23 protein-coding genes, 1 tRNA gene and 1 pseudogene are annotated in these 24335 nt (G+C 48.6%); 13 read left to right on the top strand and 12 right to left on the bottom strand.

Annotation, left to right across the window (positions count from 1 at the left end):
* Positions 1–18: 18 nt before the first annotated feature.
* Positions 19–999 carry an HD-GYP domain-containing protein gene (locus IPL71_RS13730; protein WP_345322479.1) on the top strand — a complete coding sequence of 327 codons (981 nt, stop codon included), beginning with the start codon at positions 19–21 and terminating at the stop codon, positions 997–999.
* A gap of 94 nt (positions 1000–1093) precedes the next feature.
* On the opposite strand, the gene IPL71_RS13725 is transcribed toward IPL71_RS13730, so the two are convergent.
* The 3 genes from IPL71_RS13725 to IPL71_RS13715 are packed head-to-tail and all read right to left on the bottom strand — an operon-like array spanning position 1094 to position 2518.
* A complete protein-coding gene (locus IPL71_RS13725; protein ID WP_345322478.1) occupies positions 1094–1390 on the bottom strand; it encodes a diguanylate cyclase in 297 nt (98 codons plus the stop codon).
* Positions 1362–1655, bottom strand: coding sequence for a GGDEF domain-containing protein (locus IPL71_RS13720; protein WP_345322476.1), 294 nt, complete (start codon positions 1653–1655; stop codon positions 1362–1364). Before IPL71_RS13720 ends, IPL71_RS13725 begins: the two co-directional genes overlap by 29 nt.
* A gap of 38 nt (positions 1656–1693) precedes the next feature.
* Complete coding sequence (locus tag IPL71_RS13715) at positions 1694–2518, bottom strand: PAS domain-containing protein (RefSeq protein WP_345322475.1); 825 nt, start codon at positions 2516–2518, stop codon at positions 1694–1696.
* Between the two features lie 226 nt (positions 2519–2744).
* On the opposite strand from IPL71_RS13715, the gene IPL71_RS13710 reads away from it, so the two are divergent.
* From IPL71_RS13710 to IPL71_RS13690, 5 genes are all read left to right on the top strand, one after another.
* Positions 2745–3365, top strand: coding sequence for a TetR/AcrR family transcriptional regulator (locus IPL71_RS13710; RefSeq protein ID WP_345322473.1), 621 nt, complete (start codon positions 2745–2747; stop codon positions 3363–3365).
* A 28-nt stretch (positions 3366–3393) separates the two neighbouring features.
* Positions 3394–4188, top strand: a complete 795-nt coding sequence (locus IPL71_RS13705; protein WP_345322471.1) for an ABC transporter substrate-binding protein — start codon at positions 3394–3396, stop codon at positions 4186–4188.
* A gap of 32 nt (positions 4189–4220) precedes the next feature.
* Positions 4221–4403, top strand: coding sequence for a hypothetical protein (locus IPL71_RS13700; protein ID WP_345322469.1), 183 nt, complete (start codon positions 4221–4223; stop codon positions 4401–4403).
* Between the two features lie 70 nt (positions 4404–4473).
* Positions 4474–5229, top strand: coding sequence for an ABC transporter ATP-binding protein (locus tag IPL71_RS13695; protein WP_345322467.1), 756 nt, complete (start codon positions 4474–4476; stop codon positions 5227–5229).
* Positions 5216–5956: an ABC transporter permease gene (locus IPL71_RS13690; RefSeq protein WP_345322465.1), complete on the top strand. Its 741-nt coding sequence runs from the start codon at positions 5216–5218 to the stop codon at positions 5954–5956. The genes IPL71_RS13695 and IPL71_RS13690 overlap by 14 nt, the downstream gene beginning before the upstream one ends.
* 6 nt (positions 5957–5962) lie before the next feature.
* Here the strand turns inward: IPL71_RS13690 and IPL71_RS13685 are convergent, their stop codons facing one another.
* Positions 5963–6865 carry a 1,4-dihydroxy-2-naphthoate polyprenyltransferase gene (locus IPL71_RS13685; RefSeq protein WP_345322464.1) on the bottom strand — a complete coding sequence of 301 codons (903 nt, stop codon included), beginning with the start codon at positions 6863–6865 and terminating at the stop codon, positions 5963–5965.
* Between the two features lie 89 nt (positions 6866–6954).
* Here IPL71_RS13685 and IPL71_RS13680 point away from each other — a divergent pair, with 89 nt between their 5' ends.
* Positions 6955–7650, top strand: a complete 696-nt coding sequence (locus IPL71_RS13680) for a ubiquinone/menaquinone biosynthesis methyltransferase (protein WP_345322462.1) — start codon at positions 6955–6957, stop codon at positions 7648–7650.
* Positions 7651–7718: 68 nt separating this feature from the next.
* Here the strand turns inward: IPL71_RS13680 and IPL71_RS13675 are convergent, their stop codons facing one another.
* Entirely contained in the window at positions 7719–10625 is a 2907-nt protein-coding gene (locus IPL71_RS13675) for a DPP IV N-terminal domain-containing protein (RefSeq protein WP_345322460.1), read from the bottom strand.
* A gap of 533 nt (positions 10626–11158) precedes the next feature.
* Here IPL71_RS13675 and IPL71_RS13670 point away from each other — a divergent pair.
* Complete coding sequence (locus IPL71_RS13670) at positions 11159–11944, top strand: ABC transporter substrate-binding protein (protein ID WP_345322458.1); 786 nt, start codon at positions 11159–11161, stop codon at positions 11942–11944.
* 127 nt (positions 11945–12071) lie between these two features.
* On the opposite strand, the gene IPL71_RS13665 is transcribed toward IPL71_RS13670, so the two are convergent.
* Both IPL71_RS13665 and IPL71_RS13660 read right to left on the bottom strand, forming a co-directional pair.
* Positions 12072–12142: transfer RNA gene (locus tag IPL71_RS13665), tRNA-Gln, on the bottom strand.
* 80 nt (positions 12143–12222) lie between these two features.
* Positions 12223–12561, bottom strand: coding sequence for a hypothetical protein (locus IPL71_RS13660; protein WP_345322456.1), 339 nt, complete (start codon positions 12559–12561; stop codon positions 12223–12225).
* A gap of 175 nt (positions 12562–12736) precedes the next feature.
* On the opposite strand from IPL71_RS13660, the gene IPL71_RS13655 reads away from it, so the two are divergent.
* From IPL71_RS13655 to IPL71_RS13635, 5 genes are all read left to right on the top strand, one after another.
* On the top strand, positions 12737–14407 hold the full coding sequence (locus IPL71_RS13655) for a glutamine--tRNA ligase/YqeY domain fusion protein (RefSeq protein WP_345322455.1): 1671 nt from the start codon (positions 12737–12739) through the stop codon (positions 14405–14407).
* Between the two features lie 260 nt (positions 14408–14667).
* Positions 14668–16419, top strand: coding sequence for an ABC transporter ATP-binding protein (locus tag IPL71_RS13650; protein WP_345322453.1), 1752 nt, complete (start codon positions 14668–14670; stop codon positions 16417–16419).
* A gap of 94 nt (positions 16420–16513) precedes the next feature.
* Complete coding sequence (locus IPL71_RS13645; protein WP_345322451.1) at positions 16514–18310, top strand: ATP-binding cassette domain-containing protein; 1797 nt, start codon at positions 16514–16516, stop codon at positions 18308–18310.
* Positions 18311–18503: 193 nt separating this feature from the next.
* Positions 18504–19805 (top strand): RtcB family protein, encoded by a 1302-nt coding sequence (locus tag IPL71_RS13640; RefSeq protein WP_345322449.1) that lies wholly within the window; start codon positions 18504–18506, stop codon positions 19803–19805.
* Between the two features lie 113 nt (positions 19806–19918).
* Positions 19919–20539, top strand: coding sequence for an adenylate/guanylate cyclase domain-containing protein (locus tag IPL71_RS13635; protein ID WP_345322447.1), 621 nt, complete (start codon positions 19919–19921; stop codon positions 20537–20539).
* 49 nt (positions 20540–20588) lie between these two features.
* Here the strand turns inward: IPL71_RS13635 and gltX are convergent, their stop codons facing one another.
* The 5 genes and pseudogenes from gltX to minD form a co-directional block, all read right to left on the bottom strand.
* Complete coding sequence (gene gltX, locus IPL71_RS13630) at positions 20589–22088, bottom strand: glutamate--tRNA ligase (protein ID WP_345322743.1); 1500 nt, start codon at positions 22086–22088, stop codon at positions 20589–20591.
* On the bottom strand, positions 22082–22357 hold the full coding sequence (locus IPL71_RS13625) for an FtsW/RodA/SpoVE family cell cycle protein (protein WP_345322445.1): 276 nt from the start codon (positions 22355–22357) through the stop codon (positions 22082–22084). Before IPL71_RS13625 ends, gltX begins: the two co-directional genes overlap by 7 nt.
* On the bottom strand, positions 22290–23210 hold the full coding sequence (locus IPL71_RS13620) for an FtsW/RodA/SpoVE family cell cycle protein (RefSeq protein WP_345322443.1): 921 nt from the start codon (positions 23208–23210) through the stop codon (positions 22290–22292). The genes IPL71_RS13625 and IPL71_RS13620 overlap by 68 nt, the downstream gene beginning before the upstream one ends.
* A gap of 72 nt (positions 23211–23282) precedes the next feature.
* Entirely contained in the window at positions 23283–23534 is a 252-nt protein-coding gene (gene minE, locus IPL71_RS13615) for a cell division topological specificity factor MinE (protein WP_345322439.1), read from the bottom strand.
* A gap of 1 nt (position 23535) precedes the next feature.
* Positions 23536–24332: pseudogene (minD, locus tag IPL71_RS13610) on the bottom strand (septum site-determining protein MinD).
* Between the last annotated feature and the right edge of the window lie 3 nt (positions 24333–24335).

The following is a 24335-nucleotide window of genomic DNA, read 5'->3' as shown; positions in this document are numbered from 1 at the left end:
GTGAAACAAGGAGAAACTATGACCAGTACCATTTTGATCGTGGATGACGACCCCGCAGGCCGGCAAACTCTCGAATCCATTCTGGATGAACAGGGATATCAACTTGAATTCGCCGAAAACGGCGCTCAAGCCCTGCAAATGATCCGCAAAATTCTGCCGGATGTGATCCTGCTGGATGTAATGATGCCAGGCATGGATGGATTTGAAGTATGTCGGCAAGTCAGAAGTGACCCGGCCATTGCCGAAATTCCGATCATCATGCTGACGGCACTCGATGATAGACGATCCTTTCTAAATGGTCTGGAGAGCGGCGCAGATGATTACCTGACAAAACCCTACGACCGCCACGAACTACGCGCACGCCTGTTGGGCATTACGCGCCTCAATCGGTATCGAAAATTACAGGATGACCGCACCAATATTGAACAGGCTCACTCGCAATTATTATCAGCCTATGATGCAACCATTGAAGGCTGGTCACGAGCAATGGATCTGCGCGACAAAGAAACCGAAGGCCATACACAACGGGTAACACAACTCTCTGAAAAACTTGCAAAAATCGCCGGCATCCGTCAGGATGAATTGATCCAAATACGGCGCGGCTCACTGCTGCACGATATTGGAAAACTTGGCGTACCAGACTCCATCCTGCTCACCCCAAATAAATTAACGGACGGAGAGTGGGAGGTCATGCGCAAGCACCCGCAATACGCCTATGAAATGATCCAGCCGATTGAATATTTACGCCCTGCATTGGACATCCCCTATTGCCACCATGAAAAATGGGACGGCACGGGTTATCCGCGTGGCTTGAAAGGCGAAGAGATTCCACTCTCTGCAAGAATATTTGCCATCGTGGATGTCTGGGATGCCCTCACTTCAGATCGTCCCTACCGCGCAGCCTGGGATAAACAAAAAACGCTGCAATATATCAACGAGCAATCTGGAAAACATTTTGACCCCCACATCGTGGAACTCTTTAATATCATGATGGCTTAATATCCCGCCTTGAACAGGTAGATCAAGCGCGCGATTTAATTCCACGATTCAAAAGACTCTCCGATTGGAGAGTCTTTTTGAATTGTTCAGGTGATCAGTCATCTTTGCGGCGTTGTTTTAGGTCACTTTTGTAACGATACATCGTATCATCGGCCATATTGATCACTTTTTCCAGCGTCATATCCGGTTTGCTGGTGGCTGCTCCGAGTGAAATACTCAACTCGGGTTCACGATAATATTTATTATTTAATTTGATCAGAGCGTGAATCTGTTTTATATATTCCACGGCAACTTCCCCTGTGGTATCCGGCAAAATCATCACAAATTCGTCACCGCCTATGCGTGCCACAATTTGATCCGGATTAAAGCGGCGGTAAAACCTCAGCCGCACGGCGGATTAATTTATCTCCGGCCTGATGACCCAGTGAATCGTTCGTTCGTTTCAAATTGTTTAAGTCCGCAATAATGACACTCACCGGCTCCTTGCGCTCTTTTTCAAGTTTGACCAGCATCTCTTCAAAATAACCACGATTATATAACCCTGTCATTACATCTCGTGTGCCAAGATAACGCAAATACTCTTCAGCCTTTTTGCGTGCTGTAATATCCTGAATGGAAACCAACACCCAGCCAAAATTTTCTTCATATCCGGGCATCACTCGAAAATCAAGTTGAATGTTGATCGGCTCACCGTTTAATGAGTAATTAATCCCTCACGCTCGTAGGCCAGCTTTCCATTCCACAAGTCCACGAGTTCATGGGCAAAGTGGTCACTCATCTCATCCCGAAAGACCTGATCCAGATTTGATAATAAATGTTCCTTGGATCTGGCCTCAAAAAGTTCAAGCGTCTTTTGATTCACATTCAGCACCTTGATCAGGCTGGTGCAATGTGTAACGGTTTCTGGATGATGATTCAAATAATCCTGAAGATCGGTCACTCCCTGAGCGCGGAGTAAATCAAAATGGGACTTCAATGCACTGTAATCCTCTTCCCAGAGCGAGATCGGCGAGGATTCAAATAAGTTTTGGAAACGGCGTTCGGCCACTTTCCGGGTGGTGATATTTTCTATCGAAACAAGAACCTGTTTCCATGTCTGCTCGTGACCGGGGAGAATGCGCCAGTGCATAAGAATATCCAGCGGAGCGCCCGTAAGCGTGTAATTGACGCCTTCTCCTGACCAGTTCAAATCCCCATTCCACAAGGCAAGTACTTCGCTTCGAAAATGATGACTCATTCCATCACGGAAGACATCGTTTAAATTAGAGATCAACTCTTCCTTTGATTTAGCTTCAAGCATAGTCAGAGTCTGCTGATTAACATCCAGCACTTTCATTTGCTTTACACATTCTTCAATAAATGAGGGGTTTTGATCAAGGTACGAATCCAACGATCGAATCCCCTGCTGACGCAGTTCATCAAACAGGCGTTTGATGCCGCTGTAATCTTCTTCCCAAAGTGAAATCGGTGCGTGTTCAAACAATGTTTTGAAATGCTCCTCGTCAATATTATTTTTCATGCGGGCCGGCCCTCCACACTGTGGTCTAAAAAGAAAACTTAAGTCATTATACTATTTGCTCAATCATTTACAGGTCAAGGCAAATATGGGTTTAGTTACAAATTCAAACCAGTGGCTACACGAATAAAACATGCTTTTACAGTATTCTTCGTGAATTCTTGCCTTTGATTGCTGTTTGTGCTACTATACGCCCCAATAGACTGACCAGTCGGTTTGTAAGGATAAAATGACAGAAATATTCCCCACCACCTCACAAGAAACGCGCACACGCATATTGGAAGCAGCGGTGAAGGTCTTTGCCACTAAGGGCTATCACGACACCAAAGTAGACGATATTGTCAGCGAGTCGCATTCTTCAAAAGGCGCTTTTTATTTTTACTTCCCGAGCAAACAGGATATTTTTCTTGCGTTGAGCGATACGTTTGCAGAATTACTTGAAAGCCGTTTGACTCAAGCCATGGAAAATGAGACGCGTGGTTTACAGCAAATGGACGCCGCACTGATAGCCAGTCTCGGGTTGTTCAGTCAATATCGCGGACTTGCAAAGATCGCATTAGTTCAAGCTGTGGGATTGGGTGCAATTTTTGAAGAACGCCGCCGCCTCATCAATGATCGTTTGACTCGTATCATTCAAATGCGGCTTGAGTGTGCCATACAGGAAGGCAGCATTCCAGAACAACAAACCGAGATCGCTGCGCGTGCCTGGGTTGGCACGTTGAATGAGATCGTCACACATTGGATCTATACAGGCACACCATCATTGGAAGAGTCACTTCCGTCACTGCGAAAATTTCTGGCGCGTTCCATCGGGATATCAGAAGAACGTATTCAAGCCGGTGATTCCTAAAATAAAAAATCAAAGGAGATTCATTTTCATGCGTTTGTTACGTCCACTATTCATTTTTGTTTTTGCATTCAGCCTCATCTTGAGCGCGTGCGCACCAACCGTCCCGGCGGAAAATGTTGGTGACGCTGAATCAGCTACACAGGTCCAGAGTGATGCGGGTGCTGTTGAACAGGTCACACTAAAAATTGCGGTACTGCCGATCATTGATACACTTCCAATGTATGTTGCTCAACAGGAAGGTTTGTTTGCGAAGTATGGAGTCAATGTTGAGTTTGTGCCTGTCGCTTCTGCGCCCGAGCGCGATCAATTACTTGCTGCGGGGCAGGCTGATGGAACCATCAACGAAACTTTGTCTGTGATGTTGTTCAACAAAGATCAGGTGCAAATGCAAGCCGTGCGTTATGCGCTGCGCCCAACCGAAGGCTATGGTCACTTTTTTATTCTGGCGTCTGCCAAGAGCGGCATTACAACGCCCGATGGATTGAAGGGTGTTGAGATCGGCGTTTCGCAAGGCACAGTGATCGAGTATGTCACCGAACGACTTTTGCAAGCCGAAGGTTTTAACACTGACGATATAAAAACTATCGCAGTGCCGAAGATTCCTGACCGCATGGCTTTGCTTGCGTCAGGCGAACTCAACGCGGGCGTGCTGCCTGATCCGCTTGCTTCGCTTGCTGTTTCGCAGGGTGCTGTGATTGTTGCGGATGATTCTGCGCACCCTGAATATGGCTTCAGTGTGATTTCATTTCGCAAGGAAGTTATTGATGCAAATCCTGATGCGGTGCGCGCATTTTTGGCCGCCGTTGAAGAAGCCAGTGACTAATAAATCTTGATCCCAAAAAATATACAAACGTGTTGAGCGAACAAAAACTTGTTCCGCCGCCGCTGCTGGAAACTTACAAAGTGCCGCCCTTCCCCGATCAGGGTGTGCCTACCGAAGCCGAGTGGATGGATGCCCTGGCCTGGGCAAAGGAAAAAGGAATGTTGACCACTGACATTTCCTATGCGGACTCTGTAAACGGCTCGCTTCTTCCTTAACTGAAAACTGACTCCGTTATAATCGGCAGGAGTTTGCCCCAGGCAGACTCCTGCTAACTTTTTCAAATTTATGATTCAAGTCAACTCGCTTTCATTTGGTTATTCACGCACCGTGCCGATCTTCCAGAATTTCAACTGGGAGATTCAACGCGGAGAAACCTGGGCCATCCTTGGTTCTTCAGGCTGTGGAAAAACAACACTGCTGTATTTGCTTGCCGGATTGCGAATGCCGGTCAGCGGAACGATCACCATAGACGGCGAGCAGATCACCCGTCCGCGCCCGCGTAGTGGATTAATCCTACAAGATTACGGATTGCTGCCCTGGGCCACAGTCCGCGAGAATGCAGAACTGGGATTACGCGTGCGCGATTTCTACGGGCAGGATGGCAAACACACGCCAAAAAATTTTCAACCAGAAAATAGCGTAGAACATTGGCTTGAGCGGCTTGGATTAAAAGAAGTCGCTGATAAATTCCCATCTCAAATTTCAGGCGGCCAACGCCAGCGGACGGCCATTGCACGCACTTTGGCCGTAGCACCCGATCTGCTCTTAATGGACGAACCTTTTTCATCTCTCGATGCGATCACGCGCGAAGACCTGCAAAACTTAACTCTGTCTTTATGCGAAGAACAGAATCTAACGCTGGTCATTGTGACTCACGCCATCGAAGAAGCCGCGGCACTGGGAAAGAAAATCCTTATGCTTGATTCAACACCGCGCGTGTTTGAAAATCCGCGGGCGGGGGAAATCAGCTATCGCAGCAGTCAGGCTTATCACGACTTGTGCGATTTGCTGTGGAAGGAACTGCGCCATGAAACGGCGTGATATTTTATTCTCAGCCATCGGACTGATCATTTTGTGGCAGTTTTCTGCCATGCTGGTCAATCGTCCCATTTTGCCGGCGCCGTGGGAAGTATTCGTTGTTTTCTTTCAGGAAATGCAAAACGAACTGCTGATCCATTTTGGGGTCAGCTTGTGGCGCGTCACGGCAGGCATGGCACTTTCAGTAATTATCGCGGCTCCGGCTGGCTTGGCAATTGGCGGATCAAGAACCTTGAACCGCATCTTCTCCCCCATTATCTATTTGTTGTATCCCATTCCAAAAGTTGTCTTTGTGCCGATTGTGTTTTTATTTTTAGGCATTGGAGATACAGCGAAGATCTTTATTATCTTTCTGATTTTGTTCTTTCAGATCATTGTCCTCGTGCGCGATCAGGCAGCAGGTTTACCCGTGCAACTGCTTCAAAGTCTGCGCAGCCTCGGCGCAGGCAGGCGGGCAATTTTCCGCTTTGTTTATCTGCCCGCCAGTTTGCCCGCCATTTTGACAGCGCTTCGTCAGTCCATTGGGACAGCGGTTGCGGTGTTGTATATCACCGAGTTGTTCGCCACAAAGTACGGACTTGGCTATTATATTTACTATAACGGCAGCACACTGTTTAATTATCCAGCCATGTACGCGGGCGTGATCGCCATGAGTCTGCTCGGGCTGGGCATGTATTTCGTTGTGGATTGGGCCGAACGAAAATTATGTAAGTGGAAGTTTGTAAGCTAGAAAAAGTTACGAAAGAAGAATCCCAACCCAAAATAAAATGCTATACACGAATGCTGTTTGCCCCGTCCCAGCCAGCGCGACATTAAGCGCCTGACCCTGTTGCGTGCGGACAACGCGCAACACCTTCAAAGCCAGCGGAATTGAGACCCAGGCCAGCATGGAAAATGTGGGGATGATCTTCAAAAAGACAAGCATAGGCAGAAGCAAATATGCCGCCGCCATGCAAAACAGATACTCAGTCCGCGTGCCTTTTGCGCCAAGCCTGACCGCCAGTGTATGCTTGCCAGCCTTTTTATCATTCTCAAGATCACGCAAGTTATTGACAACCAAAATGGCGGTGATCATCAAGCCCACGGGAACCGCCATCCACCAGGCGGCTGCGCTGATCGAACCGACTTGCACAAAATATGTTCCGGTTACAGCAACGAGGCCGAAGAAAATAAAAACGAAGAGATCCCCGAGCCCGTAATATCCAAGCGGAAAAGGTCCGCCGGTATAAGCGATCGCAGAAATGATCGCGAACATACCAACGAGGATGATCTCCCATCCGCGCAGATATGCCAGATACAAACCAAACACAGCCGCCAGAAAAAATATGATCCACATACCGCTTTTGACCTGCGAAGGCGTAAGCAGACGGGCTTGCGTCACGCGCAGCGGCCCCTGTCTTTCGGCTGTATCCGCGCCGCGCTCAAAATCATAAACATCGTTTGCCACATTGCTTCCAATTTGCAAAAGCAATGCTACGAACAAAGCCGCCAGTGCAGGCAAAATTTGAAATGAATGATCTGCCCAGGCCAGCGCACTTCCCATCACCACACCGGAAGCGGCTGCGGGTAAAGTCCGCGGGCGAATGGCCAGCCACCAGATCTGAAAATTATTTAATTTACGCTGTTCCTTAGCAGACATTTGATCTCCAAACAAGCTATAAAATTTATTGCGAAGCGCAGTATAACATGCGTTTATAATACGGCCTCACAACACACCAAGGAGTTACAATGACAAACTTAAGCGGGCAGGAACGCGCCCAATACGTACAGTCCATGTTTACCAAAATCGCACGCCGCTACGATATGATGAATCGATTAATGACCGGATATCAGGATGTGCGCTGGCGCAAACAAGTGATCAAACTGGCGGGATTAAAACCCAACGCATCCCTTCTGGACCTGGGAACGGGCACAGGCGATCTGGCACGGGAGGCGCTTTCAGAGTTTCCGAATGCCAAAGTAACCGCAGCAGACTTCACGTTAGAGATGATGCGGGTGGGCGCGCAGCAAGTCGGTCCGCTGGATTTTTCGGCCGCCGATGCGCTTCGTCTGCCTTTTGAAAATGAATCCTTTGATGCCGTTACTTCAGGATTTCTGATGCGCAATGTCATCGACTTGAAGCAGGCAATTCAGGAACAATATCGTGTGTTAAGATCAGGCGGGCGGATCGTGATTTTAGACACCACGCGCCCAAAGCGCAATCTGCTTTCGCCTTTTATCTGGATCCACATGCATGTAATCATTCCAACACTGGGCGGGCTACTCTCCGGCGTGCGTGAAGCGTACACATATCTGCCCGACACCACCGAGGGATTTGTCACAGCCGAACAATTAGCAGAGAGATTAAGTGAAGCCGGATTCAAGAATGTTGGTTATCAACGTTTGATGTTTGGAACCATTGCGATTCACCACGCGGAAAAATAATTAACAATTGATGCAAAAAATCCCTGACAGTTGAACTGTCAGGGATTTTTTAGATTACGGTGAAGAGATTAGTACCCTACACTCGATACGTCGTTCGAAGGCCGCCACTGTGACCACTTATCCGTGGAAGGATCAATGGTCATATTCCCTGCGGGGCCGCCCTGCCAGAATACCTGGAAGATATTTGCATCTTCATCGCGATTGGACGTGAAAGCCAGGTTCGAGCCGCCGCAGTCCCATGTGGGGCCTGAGTCAAGGCCGGCGTAATCGGTTACCCGATATTCAATGCCTGTCTTTAGGTCGTAACTATAGATATCAAGATTTCCGTTTCGTTCAGATTGATAAGCAATGCGGAAACCTTCAGGTGACCAGGCAAGATTGTTGGTCTTGCCATCTGTGGTAATGCGCTTGATGTTTTTGCCATCGACGTCCATCACATACAAGTCTGTGGCGCCTTTATCATTAACCAGGAAAGCGATTTGCTTGCCATTCGGCGACCAGGCCGGGAAGACTTCGTCTGTTGCACCGGTGGTCAACGGGGTATCGTTACCGGTTTCAACGTCAAGGATAAAAATATCCCAGTTGCCATTACGATTGCTTTGGAAGACGATCCATTTCAAATCAGGTGAATAGAATGGATTGATATCGTCAGCCAGATCATTGGTAATTTGACGTTCCTTGCCTGTATTTTCATCAAGCGTAAACAGATCAATGTTACCGTTGCGGTCACTTTGGTAAATGATCGTCCGGGCATCCGGGCCATACATCGGGTTGGTATTGTTGGAAGTAGTGGTGGTCAAACGAGTTGGGACACCGCTGCCTAATAGATCCGTGGAATATAGTTCAACGTTACCGTCGCGGTTACTCTGGAAGACCACTTTTGAGTCATCTGGAGCGCGGCTTGGCCGGCTGTCTATCGCTTCGCCTTGTGAAAGGTTGTAAAGCTTGGCATCCGGTTGACCTTCAACTCCATCCAAACGGTAGACTTCAAGATTACCGTCTCGGAAAGTATGGAAAATCAAACACTGAATACAAGGTTCCGATTTCGCCGGAGAAACTTGAGCAAGCGGAGTAGGTGTAGGCTCAGGAGATTTAATACAGGTACTCATATCTGCAATTGCCTTCACACTACCATCTTCCACCAAAGTCAGGGTTAAGAGATCGGTGGAAACAGCGCCAACGTTAATGGTTATGGTCTGACCAGTGGTCAAAGTGAAAGCGCCGGTATCAACCACAACACCACTGCTGTTTGTCACAACAAAGGTATAAGGCGTGTCCATGTCACCGCCGTTATTGGTGATGGTAAATGTCGCCTGAGTCGCAGAGTCTGAACAGACACCCGTTACAGTTAAACTTGGCGGAAGCTGTGTATTGGTCGGCGTACTGCTGGGTGTATTAGTCGGCGTATTGGTTGGTGTATTGGTAGCCGTGCTTGTTGCAGTATTGGTTGGTGTATTGGTAGCCGTGCTGGTTGCAGTATTGGTCGGTGTATTGGAAGGTACGCTGGTGGCCGTACTCGTCGGCGTATTTGTTGGTGTACTGGTGGCGGTATGTGTCGCTGTTGCCTCAGGAGTATAAGTCGGCGTGTTTGCCGGGCGTTTCGTACATGACCCATCGCTACGCAGTGTTACAGAAGACAATTTTGATGTCTGATATGTAACAACCATGGTTGCATAGCCAGCGCCCTTGATGGAGATGGAATCACCTGCCCCAAGATTTAATGCGCCTCCTTGAGATGGATCAGATAGTGAGTAAGATCCATTAGAGACTGCGCCAGAAACATTGCTAATAATAAAAGTGGCTGACAGATCAGAATTACAGAACACCTGCAAATCTAATTGTCCATCCGCAACATCAATCGTCGCGGTTACCGATGGAGTAACTGTCACCGTCGGTGTATTGGTGATGGTGGGAGTGACAGACGCAGTCGGGGTAGAGGAAGGCGTCTTTGTAGGCTTGGGTGTGTTACTGGCAGTCGGTGTTGGAGACGGCCCAGCGGTATTCGTAGCTGTAGGCGTAGGGGTTGGGTTGGGAGTTCGGCTGGCAGTCGGTGTTGGGGATGGTCCAGCGGTATTCGTAGCCGTAGGCGTATTGGTTGGCTTGGGAGTTCGGCTGGCAGTCGGTGTTGGGGATGGTCCAGCAGTGTTCGTAGCCGTAGGCGTATTGGTTGGCTTGGGGGTTTGGCTGGCAGTCGGCGTTGGAGATGGCCCAACGGTTTTTGTAGCCGTAGGCGTATTGGTCGGCTTGGGAGTATTTGACGGAGTAACAGTCGGTAAAGGCAGACAAGTCCCCGTTGCAGAAAGATTTACACTATCCAGCTCAGAGGTTGAATAATTCACCGTAATCGTTGCGTTACCAGCGACATTATTAAATGCAAGACTGTCACCATTCGCAAGGCTAAAAGAAGCTGAAGTTGTCCCCTTGCCAGGCTCAACGATTGTATATGTGCCGCCGCTTAAATCTCCACCTATATTTCTAATTCTAAAGGTGGCTGTTAAATCATTGTTACATGCAACGCTCAAACCCAGATACGGATCAAAAACCGGCACCGGAGTTTCTGTTGGGAGTGGCGTATTGGTCGCTGTAGCCGTAAAAGTTGCGGTTGGGGTAGCAGATGGTGGAACCATTGCTGCCGCACCCGACTGGGCCGTAGGAGTACTGGTTAAGGTCGGCGTATAAGTCAGTGTGGGGGTAATAACTTCCAGCACAGGCGTATCACTAGCAACTACGACTGGCGCAGCCTCGGGAGTATTACTTGCTTGTGGCTCTGCCGGGGGCACATCAGTCGGAGGCACGTCTGCAGGAGGTTCGGTTGCAGCCGGAGGCTCTTCCGCAGGAGGTTCGGTTGCAGCCGGGGGCTCTTCCACGGGGGGTTCGGTTGCAGCCGGAGGTTCTTCCACTGGAGGCTGAGTTGCATCCAGACCACCAGTTCCAGCCAGTTGATTACCAGCAGGTGCGCAAGACACCAGTAGCATGGAAACAATAACCAGCAGAGAAATAGCTTTTAATAAACTTAAGTGTTTTTTGTTTTCATTACGGCCTCTACTTTTCTCTCTTTTTTGACTTTAAACTGAAGAAATACTTTTATAATTATCCAAATAAAATCTATTATACCGAATAGAAGCTCAAAAATCTGATCGTATTCGGCTACACACAATTTCTGCCACAAAGTTGCCATAATCTAGATATGGAAAATCTTTGGTGCTCTTTAGCATTAGTCGGGATTAATGACAAAAAAGGGTTGACAAAGAACACTCAACCGGAAAAGGGATTGGCTGGCCAGTTGGACAGTCCGCGCCTGAAAACGCATCAAACTCCCTGACTCCTGATTCGGCAATCCGAACAGGCGAGTCAGCAATCAGGCAGATTTTGGCATAGCAATCTGTATAACAGCTATAATTACCTGTACAGAGCCACCAAAATTGTTTTCTTATCCCCGAATAAAATAAAATGGGCTAGAATATATATGTTGGATATTTCTAATGAAACAAGGAATGGCAAACAAATTATGAAACCTCATACAATTACAACCCGTATCTACACCCTTTTATTGTCAGGTCTGATTTTACTAACTGGATGTCAACCCAATAGCACGGCAACGGAGCCAGCGCTAACTCAAGTTGCAACCTCCGAGCCATCTATTGTGCAGGAAGAAAATATACTTGTGATCAGTAAAAATATATTTCTTGATCCTGCTCTGGCCGAAGATGAAGATTCGTTAAGAATTAGCCAGTATCTATATGAAGGCCTGGTACGCCTGGATTCAAATGGAGAAGTGCAGCCGGCACTAGCTGAATCATGGATCATTTCAGATGACCAGCTAGACTACATCTTCACTCTGCGCCCAGGAATTACGTTTAGCGACGGCGCACCGATCACACCAGATGTAATCGAGTCCAATTTCAATCGTTGGTTTGATCCAGAGAACCCATTACGCGGTGACGGAAATTTCCCGGCATGGAAACGAATATTTCTGGGTTTTCATAACGAGAAAGACGCAGACCAACGCGCCATATCCACCGTGGACGGCATTCAAAAAGTGGACGTAAACACCATACTCGTTCATCTCAACCGCCCGGTGCCAGATTTGCTTACCTATCTGGCAGACCCAGCCTTTGTCATTCTCAGCACAGAAGCGCTATCCGCTGGCGGATATGGAAAACGCGAAAACGCAATCATCTCCAGCGGCCCGTATCTACTCTCGGCCTGGACGGATGAAGGATTAACTCTTAGCCCAAATCCCAAATATTGGGGTGATGCACCCGTGGATGACTTAAACTTTACATGGAAATAATTTTTAAATAAAATTCAAAAAAGGATAAAAAACAAGGCAATGCGAAAGCGTGCCTTGTTTTTTATCCCATCAGCAAGGACAGAGCTTTAAACAAGAAAAGAGTTCCCTCTTTCAAGGGAACTCTAAGCTGGGGAACCTGGATTCGAACCAAGATACCATCCTCCAGAGGGACGTGTACTGCCGTTGTACGATTCCCCAAGACGGCGGTTATTTTACCATTGTTTTCTTTCTTTGTGGGTAATTTTACGCCGGCATTTACTGCAATGAATTTAAGGGATTTATTTACGTGCAGCGCGGCGGGTGTTATCTTCGATGTCCATGAAAATCAACAGGATTTTCCCAACCGCTTGCAGACCGATGAAATTCCACAGGCCGGGCAATGCGGGTTGAAAGATCCAGAGGACTTGCTGCGCGAGGTCGGTAAAACCGGGCAGGACGACGAATCCGCGTAAAACCTGAAGAATAAAGGATGTCAGAGTTACGATAACTTGCACGACATAATAAATTAATGAAATCCAGGCGAAGATACTTGCAAGACGGTCAAGGCGCAGGATTGCGTCACGTTCAAAGTAAGTGCCGGCAAAATTGGTTTTTGAATGGGGGGTGGAGTCAGTCACGAGTTCCTCCGTTTTCTGTTTCAATTATAAATCATTGACGCTGTTTGTTATAATTGCAGGCGTTAACACACCAACCATCAGGGAAGGGAATCTTCCTCTTTAGCGTGGCAAATCAACCGTTAAGAATGAGGCGGTTCCACATCCCCCTGAAATCCATAGTAAAGGCAATCCATCCATGAGTGACGAAGAAACAAAAAACAGCGATTTTATCCGTGAGGCAGTGGCGGAAGATCTAAAAAGCGGAAGATTTAATTATGTGCGCACGCGCCTGCCTCCTGAGCCGAATGGCTATTTGCACATTGGGCATGTAAAAGCGTGGATGATCGACTATCTGATCGCGAAAGAAAATAACGGCGAGTTGATCTTGCGCTTTGATGATACGAATCCGGCGAAGGAAGAAACAGAATTTGTGGAAGCCATCGAAGATGATACGCGCTGGCTGGGCGTTGAGTGGGCAAAGGTGACTTTCGCTTCTGATTATTTCGATGAGTTATATGCGTGGGCGCAGAAGTTGATTCTGGCGGGCAAGGCCTATGTGGACGATCAGACTCCGGAAGAAGTCAGCGCGAATCGCGGCACATTGACCACGCCCGGAAAGAACTCTCCATTTCGTGACCGCGATGTGGAAGAGAACATGGATCTGCTTGAACGCATGAAAAACGGCGAGTTCCCCGACGGCTCACGGATTTTGCGCGCCAAGATCGATATGGCCCACCCCAATATTAATATGCGTGACCCGGCAATGTATCGTATTGTTCACAAGCCGCATCATCGCACTGGTGAGCAATGGAAAATTTATCCCATGTACGATTGGTCTCATGGGCAGAACGACTCAATGGAAGGCATTACGCATTCATTGTGTTCGCTGGAATACGAAGACCATCGTCCGTTGTATGAATGGTTTTTAGAGCAGCTCGGTGTTTTCAAACCACGCCAGATTGAATTTGCCCGCTTGAATATAAATTACACGGTCATGAGCAAACGCAAACTGCGCCGACTCGTGGAAGAGAAACTTGTCTCCGGCTGGGACGATCCGCGCATGCCGACCTTGCGTGCCATGCGCCGGCGCGGATACACGCCTGAAGCGATTCGAGATTTCATTGATCGCGTGGGTGTTGCAAAAAACTATAGCGTTAATGATGTAGCTTTGCTTGAGTCATGTGTACGCGAAGACCTCAACAAACGCGCATTGCGCCGCATGGCTGTGCTTAAGCCGTTGAAAGTCATCATTGATAATTATCCTGATTCACAAACTGAAGAAATGGACGCGGTGAACAATCCCGAAGACCCATCTGCTGGCACGCGCAAGATTCCATTTTCAAAAGTGATCTATATCGAACAGGATGATTTCCGCGAAGTGCCTCCGCCAAAATATTATCGCTTCTTCCCGGGCAACGAAGTCCGCTTGCGCTATGCGTATTTCATCAAATGCACGCATGTGGTGAAAGATGAAAACGGCGAAGTGATCGAAGTCCATGCGACCTATGATCCCTCCACGCGCGGCGGAGATTCAGCCGACGGGCGCAAGGTAAAATCCACGATCCATTGGGTTTCCGCCGAACACGCCAAAGAAGCCGAAATCCGCATGTATGACCGGCTCTTTACCAAAGAAGATCCAGAAGAAGGCGACGAGGGATTCCTTGCCTGCCTCAACCCGAATTCGCTGGTCATCTCCACTGGATATGTGGAACCGGCTCTTTCCGCGCCGAAAGCTGGTGACCGCTTCCAGTTTGAACGCCAAGGCTACTTCTGCGCCGACATTGAAACCTCGCCCGAGAAACCTGTTTTCAATCTGACAGTGAATCTTAAGGACGCCTGGTCGAAGATCGAGAAGAAAGCCAAATAAACTTGACAACCCATCTATTTTTGATGTAAACTGACACTGTAATAAAATCTAACGAAAGGAGCGCGCTTCACATGCAGAAACATTTCATAGCATCACGTAAACGAAATTTTATGTTTCCTCGAAGTGCGCCCATAGACCGTTAAAGGTCTTCTTCTGTGTCTTTTTAGCCACGGTGCGCTTCTGCACCGTGGCTTTTTTATTGTCTAATTGCAAACACAAGGGCAACCATAAAGGTCGCCCCTACAAAACGGAACAACATCATGAACTTATCATTCAAATCCTACTGGAACTTACTTTCCGAACACATCCGCCCGCAAAAGGGACGGTTCATCCTGCTCGCATTTTTGATGTTTGGCAGTATTGGACTGCGTATTTTTGCTCCGCAGATCATTCGCAAGTTTATCGATTCCGCGCTGGCCGGTGAAGCCTTGCAAACACTGACGTGGACCGCGATCGCCTTTATTGGAATCGCCATCATCCAACAAGTGGTTGCCGTAAGCGTGACTTATCTCGGCGAAAACGTCGCATGGACAGCTACCAACGACCTGCGCGCCGAACTTGCAGAACACGCTCTTCACCTGGATATGAAATTCCACAACGATCACACACCCGGTGAATTGATCGAGCGCATTGACGGTGACGTAACCGAGCTGGCAACTTTCTTCTCACAATTCGCGTTGAATTTAGTCGCAAATGGTCTGCTGTTGATCGGCATTCTGGCCGCCTTGTTTATCGAAGATTGGCGCGCGGGTCTGGGCTTTACCGTGTATTCAGTGCTGACCATCGCCATCCTTGGCAAAGTTAAAGATATTGCTGTGCCGCATCAAAAAGCAAGGCGTGAAGCAGAAGCACAAATCTACGGCTTCATCGAAGAACAACTGGCTGGCACAGAAGACATCCGTTCCAACGGCGCAGTGGACTTTTCGATCCGTGAATTATTCCGTTTGCAAGGTGTCAAACTCGTTCATGATCGCAAGTCACATTTCAAACGCTGGATCATTGAAAATGCAATGGGCTTCGCGTTGACTTTGGGGAGTCTGCTCGCCATCACCAGCGGATACTGGTTATTCTCCGCCGGGCTGATCACCATCGGCACAGTTTACTTATTTGTGCATTACATCAATTTGCTTGAAGAACCGTTCTGGGCAATGACTCACGAAATAGAAAGTTTCCAAACCATAGGCGCGTGCGTTGAGCGATTGACCGAGTTCCGCAATTTCAAAGCGGAAGTGGTCAACAGCACTGGCGTGGAGATTCTGTCGCAACCGAAAGGGCTTGCTCTGAAATTTGAAGATGTAGGATTTTCCTACAACGGAAATGATTCAGTATTAAGCGATCTTTCCTTTGACCTGCAACCCGGCGCCATTCTTGGGCTGCTCGGCCGCACAGGCAGCGGCAAGACCACACTCGGACGCTTGATCTTCCGGCTTTACGATGTGAACTCTGGCAGTATCAAGATCAACAACTCAGATCTACGGGAAACGCATCTTGAAACATTAAGGCGCAACATCGCCATCGTCACGCAGGATGTGCAATTATTCCGCGCCAACATCCGTGATAATTTAACTTTCTTTGACCGTTCAATATCAGACGAAAAAATTATGGCGACCCTAGAAGAACTCGAACTCGGCGACTGGCTGCAGAGTCAACCCAAAGGCCTGGATACTGAACTCGAAACTGGATCCAGATCACTGTCCGCGGGTGAAGCGCAATTGCTGGCATTCACGCGAGTCTTTCTACGAAATCCGGGGCTGGTGATTCTCGACGAAGCATCCTCCCGACTTGACCCCGCCACCGAGCAGCGACTCGAACGTGCGATAGACAAATTACTAAAAAACCGAACCGCCATCATCATCGCGCATCGGCTGGACACAGTGCATCGCGCAGACGAGATCATGATCTTAGATAAAGGCATCGTCAGCGAATATGGCAACCGCAAACAATTGGCCGCTGACCCAGCCTCACGATTTCATCAACTGCTGCAAACTGGCATGGAAGAAGTATTGGCGTAGCCAGCAGACAATAGACCGTGGACAGTAGACCGTCGAACGGCACAATATCGTCCACGGTCTACCGTCCATCGTCCGCCGTCTAAGGAATTTTATTATGACCGAAACAACCTTCACACAAAAAATACCCGCGCTGCCCGCATGGAAAGTCATCTGGGAAATGCTGCGTTTTCGCCCGTGGTTATGGTTTGTCGATTTGATCAGCGTTGCCCTCATCCGCTTTTGCTGGCAGGTCGCGCCTGCGCTAATTATCAAAGCCTTCTTTGACATGATCACCGGCGAAGCAAAACTGACCTTCGGCATTTGGGCCATCGTCGCTTTTTTGGCCGCCACATGGATTGGGCGCGTCGTCGCAAGTTACGGCTTTTATTATGCAGATGTACCCATCTTCGCAGACATGTCCACGCTGTTGCGCAAGAATCTTTTGAAATATATTCTGCGCCGTCCGGGTGCATCGCAACTGCCTGACTCACCCGGTGAAGCCGTCAGCCGTTTCAAAACGGACGTTAACGAAATTCCGCTCTTTGTGATTTTGATCAACGATGTTTTCGTTGGGCTGATCATCGTTGCTGTAGCGATCATTTTAATGACACAGATTAGCCCCTCGGTGACTGTGATGGCGTTGATTCCGCTTGTTGTCGTTGGCGTCATCGCAAATATCGCCACAGGCCGCATCGAACATTATCGCCGCACATCGCGTCAGGCAGGCGGCAAAGTGACAGGTTTCATCGGCGAATTTTTCGGAGCGGTGCAGGCTGTCAAAGTAGCAACAGCCGAAAAGAACGTCATTAATTATTTTCACAAGCTTAATGACGAACGCCGCATCTTAACCATCCGCGAAAAACTTTTTGACGAAGTGCTCGGCTCGATCTATCGCAACACATCCACGCTGGGCACGGGCGTTATTCTTGTGCTCGTCGGCCAATCTATGCGCACGGGCAATTTCACGCTCGGTGATTTTTCGCTCTTCGTGTATCTCCTGCAAAGCATGGGCGATCTCACAACTTTTGGCGGCATGCTCGCGGCGCGCTACAAACAGCTTAACGTCTCCGTTCAGCGCATGTATCACCTGATGGAAAATGCGCCATTGGATGCCCTAGTCGAGCACAGCCCCATTAATTTAGATGGTCCACTGCCCGAAGTGATCTACCCGACAAAAAGCGCATCAGACCGACTGAGTGAACTGGTCGCTGAACAATTGACATTTCACTACCCTGAATCAACGAACGGCATCGAAAACATATCGCTCAAAATAAAACGCAACACGCTGACGATAATCACTGGAAGAATCGGCTCAGGCAAAACGACAGTACTGCGCGCGCTGCTGGGATTACTTCCGCTTGAATCAGGTGAGATACGCTGGAACGAAACCATACTCACATCGCCCGGAGATTTCCTCATCCCGCCGCGCTGCGCCTACACTGCACAAGTACCACGCTTGTTTAGCAACACCCTGCGAAATAATATTTTGCTCGGCATGAATCGCAGTGACGATGAAATATATAAAGCCACAAAACTAGCCGTCATGGATCGTGACCTTGAGCAAATGGATGAAAAACTCGAAACTCTGGTTGGGGCGCGCGGCGTAAAACTTTCGGGTGGACAGGCGCAGAGAGCCGCAGCGGCGCGCATGTTCATCCGTGAACCCGAACTCATTGTTTTCGATGATCTCTCCAGTGCGCTGGATGTTGAAACCGAGCAGCAATTATGGGAACGAATTTTTGAGCAGCAAAATACAACCTGTCTCGTCGTCTCTCACCGCCGTCCGCTTTTGCGGCGCGCAGATCACATCATCGTCCTCAAGGATGGTCGGATTGAATCCGAAGGCACACTGGATGAATTGCTCGAAATCAGCCCCGAAATGCGCGAACTATGGAAGTTGGAAGAAAATTAAGTATGGAGTCAGGGAGCTTGCTCCCGTAATTCGCCAGCAAGCTGGCTGACTCCATAAAAGGCAAAATAAAAAATGGACATTATCACTGGCAAGATCCTAAAAATTAAATAACTGGCCCGATGGAAAAATTATCGGGTTGGCAAAAATTATTTCGACGCAGTTATCAGCTCAAGGTTAAGTCGCGAAGCGGTTCTTGAGTCAACTGGAAGCTGTTCGGCAAGACCCGGGTCCATTTCTCGCTGATCCATTAATGGCAGACCTCGCACGTGAGTGTATTCGGCTTACGCAAAAAGATGAGCCTTCACCTGATATATTGCATGAAGCACCAATCCCATATCCAATTTGGGGACGGGATCAAATTGACGATGGCGCGGTTGCCCAAATGGACAATGCCATGCGCCTGCCTGTCACTGTGGCGGGCGCACTCATGCCCGACGCCCACGTTGGCTACGGACTGCCCATCGGCGGCGTGCTGGCTACAGACAACACCGTCATCCCCTACGCCGTGGGCGTGGATATTGCCTGCCGCATGAGACTCTCGCTTTATGAAGTTTCGCCGCATTTGCTCGGACAAAAGAAAGGCATGTTCGAAGAATCACTTTGGAACGAAACCGCCTTCGGTATGGGCGCCAAGTGGACAGGCAGCAAGAAGGCGCAACATGCTGTATTAGATGATGATGCGTGGTATGCGACACCTCAACTCAAAATGTTGAAGGATACCGCTATGAATCAACTTGGCACAAGCGGCACAGGGAACCACTTTGTTGAATGGGGTTCTTTTCACCTGACCGATCCCATGTTTGGGTTGGAGCCTGGCATTTATCTTGCGCTGCTTTCACATAGCGGTTCACGCGGTGTGGGCGCAAAGATCGCGGACCGCTACAGCAAACTTGCCAGAGAGAAGCACCCCGATCTTGATGCAAGCGTTAAGTATCTGGCGTGGCTCTCGCTTGATTCAGAAGAGGGTCAGGAATACTGGCTTTCGATGGAACTCGCGGGCAGATTCGCATCTGCGAATCATTACATCATTCACCAACGTGTCGCCGCGTCGGTTGGACTCAAGGAAGTTGCGGTGGTTGAGAATCACCACAACTTCGCATGGAAGGAAAAACTGCCGGATGGCAGAACTGTCATTGTGCATCGCAAGGGTGCAACTCCAGCGGGTGAAGGTGTGTTGGGAATTATTCCCGGCTCAATGGGAGATGCCGGCTATCTCGTGCGTGGCAAGGGAGTCGCTTCGGCTTTGCAATCTGCATCGCACGGCGCCGGCAGACTAATGAGCCGTAGAACCGCATTGAACTCGATCAGCAAGGCAGACCGGAAGGAGTATCTAAAAAAGAATGATGTCACTCTGCTCGGCGGCGGCATGGACGAATCACCGCAAGCCTACAAGCCGATCGAAAGCGTGATAAACGCTCAGACAGAACTTGTGGACGTGCTTGGAAAGTTCACACCGCGCATTGTACGCATGGCTGACGAGCCGGGTGATATATAATAATAGGCGGGCATGCCCGCCTATTATTAAGTTCTACAGAAAGCGATTTTTGGACTCCGCACAACGTACACTTTCACTGTCAAATTACTTTATAGCGATATGGACATAAACCGATGAACAAAAAACAATCCAAGCAATTTCAAGATTTGATCCTCCGTTTTTCACAGGAAACTGAAGTCTCTGCCCGAAAAAAGATCGAGGAACAATTATGGCAAAACTACGGCTCAGAACAGGTTGTCTTTGTATTGGATATGTCTGGCTTCTCTTTGTTAACTCGTAAATATGGGATCATTCATTATCTTTCAATGGTACGTCGTATGCAGCTCATATCCGAGCCGATCATCAAAACCTACGGGGGCAGCTTGATCAAATTTGAAGCGGACAATTGTTTCGCGGTTTTCCCCGAAACACTATCAGCCATTCATGCGGCCATCGCACTGCAACTTGCCTTCGATGCATCCAACTTGCTCACTCCTGATGATTTCGATGTTCACATATCCTGTGGAATAGACTATGGAAAAATCCTGATCATCGGAGATGAAGATTGCTTCGGAGACGCAGTCAACCGTGCCTGTAAACTGGGTGAAGATATCGCCGCTGCCGGTGAAATATTCGTTACCAAAAATGCGATCAAAACCATCACCACTGAGTTGGATTTCAAAATGCGCGAAGTCTCCATATCTGTCTCGGGACTCAACATCCCCGCCTACTCAATTGCCTATCGCACAAATTAAATAAAAATTCCCGCGTTATCAGCGCGGGAATTTTTATTGGGTGTCAAATCTATACTTTCTCTAAAACCTCAATCGCATTCTTAATTCGAGCAAGGCATTTCTCCCTGCCAATAATTTCCATAGACTCAAACAATGGAGGGCTGACTTTCTGCCCGGTTGTTGCCACGCGCAAAATACCGAAGACTTGATTTGCGTTCAGTCCGCTCTCTTCGACGTAGGCCCGCAAAGGCGGCTCGCATCTTTCATGACTGATAGTTGGTTGCTCGACTAGAATCTGATACGCCCTTTGAGCGATCTGCGCCGATTGCTTTGCATCCAGTCCCTTGGCGATCAAGTCCTCGGGGTTGGGGGTCACATCTTCTTTGAAGAAGAAACTGCCAAACGCCAGACAATCATCCAACGTGACAAGTCTCTCGCGGATGAGCGGAATGATCTTGAGCAAAGTATCATCGTTAACGTTGAGTCCCTCACGGGTAAAGTAAGGCTTGAGACGGGCTGCCAGGTCTTCGGTAGTAAAGAGGCGGATGTGCGTCGCGTTGAAGTGATCCAGTTTTTGGAAATTGATCGCGGCGGGCGAAGGAGTCAAACTATCAATACTGAATCGTTCAACCATTTGCTCCAGATTCATCACATCACCTTCCGGCACACCCCACCCCATCAAAGCGCCCCAATTCAATACGCCTTCGGGAGTAAAGCCCAAGTCCTGCATATCTTTTATAAAAACTGAATACCCATCTTTGTTGGCATCGACACTGTCGCGTTTGCTCAGCTTGCCTTTTCCGCTGGGCTTGAGAAACACTGAAAGATGAACCCAGGTTGGTTCCTCCCAGCCAAAAGCGCGGACGATATTCACATGTAATGGGAATGTGCCCAACCATTCAGAACCGCGCACCACATGCGTGATGCCCATCTCATGATCGTCCACCATGGCGGCGAGATGATAAGTCGGAAGGCCGTCAGTTTTTAAGAGCACCTGATCGTTGAGTTGTTTATTTTCCAATGTAATATCGCCGCGCAAATGATCGTGCGCAACGGTCACGCCTTCCTGAGCCATCTTAAAGCGGACGACGTGCTTCTCGCCATTGGCGATACGGCGCGCAGCTTCATCTGGAGCAAGCACACGGCAGGTACCGTCGTAATGCGGATTCACCTTAAGTTTTTGCTGCTCCTGTCTTACGGCGTCCAATCTTTCAGGTGTGCAAAAACACGGGTAGGCATGTCCGCTTTTTACGAGTATGTCAATATACTTGTGATAGATCTCACGGCGCTCTGTTTGACGATACGGTCCATACGGGCCGCCGATGTCGGGACCTTCGTCGTAATTCAAACCCAGCCAGCGCAAGCCATCAAAAATTTCCTGTTCCGCGCCGGGCACAGTACGTGAGACATCGGTATCTTCAATACGTAAAAGGAATTGTCCACCAGTTTTTTTTGCGAGCAGATAAGCATACAATGCGGTACGTGCGCCGCCAAGATGCAAATGTCCTGTTGGCGAGGGGCAAAGCGAGTACGTGCAGGTTTGACAGACAAGATAAACACTCCTTAGAATTCCATTTGTTGGTGACGCATTACGACGCTTTCGACCAATCCAATTCCCAACATCAGCGCCGTTAAACCACTGCCGCCATAACTAATAAAAGGCAGCGGAAGCCCCGAAACGGGAAGTACATTTAAATTCATGCCGATATTCACCGCGGCTTGAAAAAATATCAGAGTAGCGACTCCCATGGCGATCATTGAACCAGCCACATCACGCGCCTTTTGCGCAGCACGAATACAGCGCCAGACGATCACGCCGAGCGTGACAATGATCAGCACACCCGCCTACCATGCCAAATTCCTCAGCGCTTGCGGCAAAAATAAAATCTGTATGGCGTACTTTAAGAAAGCGTAATTGGGTCTGCGTTCCGTGACCATATCCCTGCCCAAAAACTCCGCCTGTGCCCACCGCGATCAACGCCTGCTGCACGTTATAGCGATTTCCATACGTATCGTTTGGGTCAGGCACAACAAAGTTGACAATACGTTCCTGTTGATAAGCCTGTAAAAATGGAATTTTCACTCCCAATACAGAAAGCGACACCAAGCTTACTACAGCAATCACGCCGATCAAAACAGAAGCGAGAACATGTTTAATTTGCACACCATTTACCCACAACATCACAGCGAGAATAACAGAAAGTAAAAGCACATTACTTAAATTAGGCTGCAGAAGAATCATAATGATAATGCCCGAAGCCCAAAGAATGGCACCGATTGCCCATTTTAAGTCGCGGGGTTGATTCCGAACAACTTCAAAATAACGCGCCAATATAATGATCGCAACAATCTTTGCAAACTCGGTCGGTTGAAGGAAAAGAACACCCACTTGAAACCAGCGCTGGGCTCCAAAAGCGGACTGTCCAAAGCCAGTCAACGTTACCAAAAAAATCATGATTCCAAAATAGATCGGGCGGTATAAAGCCAGCCAATACCGATAGTCAACGGAGGCAACCAAAAAGATTAGAAATACGCCAAGCAAGGCAAAGTACACCTGACGGGTAATCAGCGGCTGCAAGACTTCATTTCCCGCAACTGCAGAACGGATCATGGCTGTGCCAAAAGAAGATGCAAGCACGATCGCGCCCAGTAAAATAAAATCGAAGTTACGCCAGGAAAGTCCACGGGTCATAATAAAAAAACACGGATGCAACCAATGCGATTAAAGCATCTGGTTGATCCGTGCCTCCAAGTAAAAAAGGGATCAACCTGCGCGATGACGCGACACACTCCGCAAGGGAATATCAGCCACCAACTTCTGAGAGCGGCCATCACGTTCAAGTCCGATCTGAACTGCTTCAGGATCAATTTCAATATAATGCGAAATCGCCTCTAATAATTCATTCTTCAGTGATTCCAATTGAGCAGGCGTCAAGTCGGTACGATCATGTACCAGAACAAGCTGCAATCGTTCTTTTGCGCTTTCTGCGCTGCGTTTGCGTGTAAAGAAGCCCATCCTACTTCCTCCCCGTTAATTTTTGGATCGCGCCCCACAAACCGCCCTGTTGTTCAAGATCCATAAATGGGATTTCCTGCCCTTGAAGGCGTTTGGCAATATTTCGGAAAGCCTGTCCGGCACGGCTTTTGGCATCCGTTACAACCGGCGCACCGCGATTCGAGCCAATGATCACAGACTCATCCTCGGGCACAATTCCGATCAACTGAATGCCGAGCAAATCCAGCACATCCTCGGCAGAAAGCATGTCATTATTTCTGACCAATGTTGGATTTAACCGATTAAGGATCAGCGACGGGCTGCCTTTTTCTTCCGCTTCCAACATACCGACTACGCGATCCGCATCACGCACCGCGCTGACCTCCGGGTTGGTCACGACCAAAACGCGATCTGCTGGCGCGATGGCATTTCGAAAACCACGCTCAATGCCTGCAGGCGAGTCAATGATGACGAAATCAGCATCAGGCCTGAGGTCGTTACAGATGCGCGTCATATCTGACGGAGAAACTGCATTCTTGTCACGTGTTTGCGCGGCAGGGATCAAATACAAATCAGGGTAATGTTTGTCGCGGATCATCGCCTGCTTTAGTTTGCAGCGTCCTTCGATCACATCGACAATATCGTACACGATGCGATTTCCAATCCCATGATCACATCAAGATTACGCAAACCGATGTCGCCATCCATGCAAACAACTTTTTTACCATCAGCGGCAAGCGCTGTGGCAAGATTTGCAACGGCGGTGGTTTTGCCAACGCCGCCTTTTCCAGATGTAACGGTGATCACTTGAGCTGTCATATA

Source organism: Candidatus Villigracilis proximus, from assembly GCF_016717045.1.
Lineage (GTDB): Bacteria > Chloroflexota > Anaerolineae > Anaerolineales > Villigracilaceae > Villigracilis > Villigracilis proximus.
The sequence above is the reverse complement of the archived record's forward strand: the minus strand, read 5'-3'. Positions and strand labels throughout refer to the sequence as shown.

What these genes read in the sequence shown, in the direction of transcription:
- IPL71_RS13675 (WP_345322460.1), bottom strand. Translation starts at nt 10,625, where the DNA reads ATGCTACTGGTGTCTTGCGCACCTGCTGGTAATCAACTGGCTGGAACT.
- IPL71_RS13685 (WP_345322464.1), bottom strand. Translation starts at nt 6,865, where the DNA reads ATGTCTGCTAAGGAACAGCGTAAATTAAATAATTTTCAGATCTGGTGG.
- IPL71_RS13650 (WP_345322453.1), top strand. Translation starts at nt 14,668, where the DNA reads ATGAACTTATCATTCAAATCCTACTGGAACTTACTTTCCGAACACATC.
- IPL71_RS13635 (WP_345322447.1), top strand. Translation starts at nt 19,919, where the DNA reads ATGAACAAAAAACAATCCAAGCAATTTCAAGATTTGATCCTCCGTTTT.
- IPL71_RS13655 (WP_345322455.1), top strand. Translation starts at nt 12,737, where the DNA reads ATGAGTGACGAAGAAACAAAAAACAGCGATTTTATCCGTGAGGCAGTG.
- IPL71_RS13720 (WP_345322476.1), bottom strand. Translation starts at nt 1,655, where the DNA reads ATGCCCGGATATGAAGAAAATTTTGGCTGGGTGTTGGTTTCCATTCAG.
- IPL71_RS13710 (WP_345322473.1), top strand. Translation starts at nt 2,745, where the DNA reads ATGACAGAAATATTCCCCACCACCTCACAAGAAACGCGCACACGCATA.
- IPL71_RS13680 (WP_345322462.1), top strand. Translation starts at nt 6,955, where the DNA reads ATGACAAACTTAAGCGGGCAGGAACGCGCCCAATACGTACAGTCCATG.
- minE (WP_345322439.1), bottom strand. Translation starts at nt 23,534, where the DNA reads ATGGGCTTCTTTACACGCAAACGCAGCGCAGAAAGCGCAAAAGAACGA.
- IPL71_RS13730 (WP_345322479.1), top strand. Translation starts at nt 19, where the DNA reads ATGACCAGTACCATTTTGATCGTGGATGACGACCCCGCAGGCCGGCAA.
- IPL71_RS13620 (WP_345322443.1), bottom strand. Translation starts at nt 23,210, where the DNA reads ATGACCCGTGGACTTTCCTGGCGTAACTTCGATTTTATTTTACTGGGC.
- IPL71_RS13645 (WP_345322451.1), top strand. Translation starts at nt 16,514, where the DNA reads ATGACCGAAACAACCTTCACACAAAAAATACCCGCGCTGCCCGCATGG.
- IPL71_RS13670 (WP_345322458.1), top strand. Translation starts at nt 11,159, where the DNA reads ATGAAACCTCATACAATTACAACCCGTATCTACACCCTTTTATTGTCA.
- IPL71_RS13695 (WP_345322467.1), top strand. Translation starts at nt 4,474, where the DNA reads ATGATTCAAGTCAACTCGCTTTCATTTGGTTATTCACGCACCGTGCCG.
- IPL71_RS13715 (WP_345322475.1), bottom strand. Translation starts at nt 2,518, where the DNA reads ATGAAAAATAATATTGACGAGGAGCATTTCAAAACATTGTTTGAACAC.
- IPL71_RS13705 (WP_345322471.1), top strand. Translation starts at nt 3,394, where the DNA reads ATGCGTTTGTTACGTCCACTATTCATTTTTGTTTTTGCATTCAGCCTC.
- IPL71_RS13690 (WP_345322465.1), top strand. Translation starts at nt 5,216, where the DNA reads ATGAAACGGCGTGATATTTTATTCTCAGCCATCGGACTGATCATTTTG.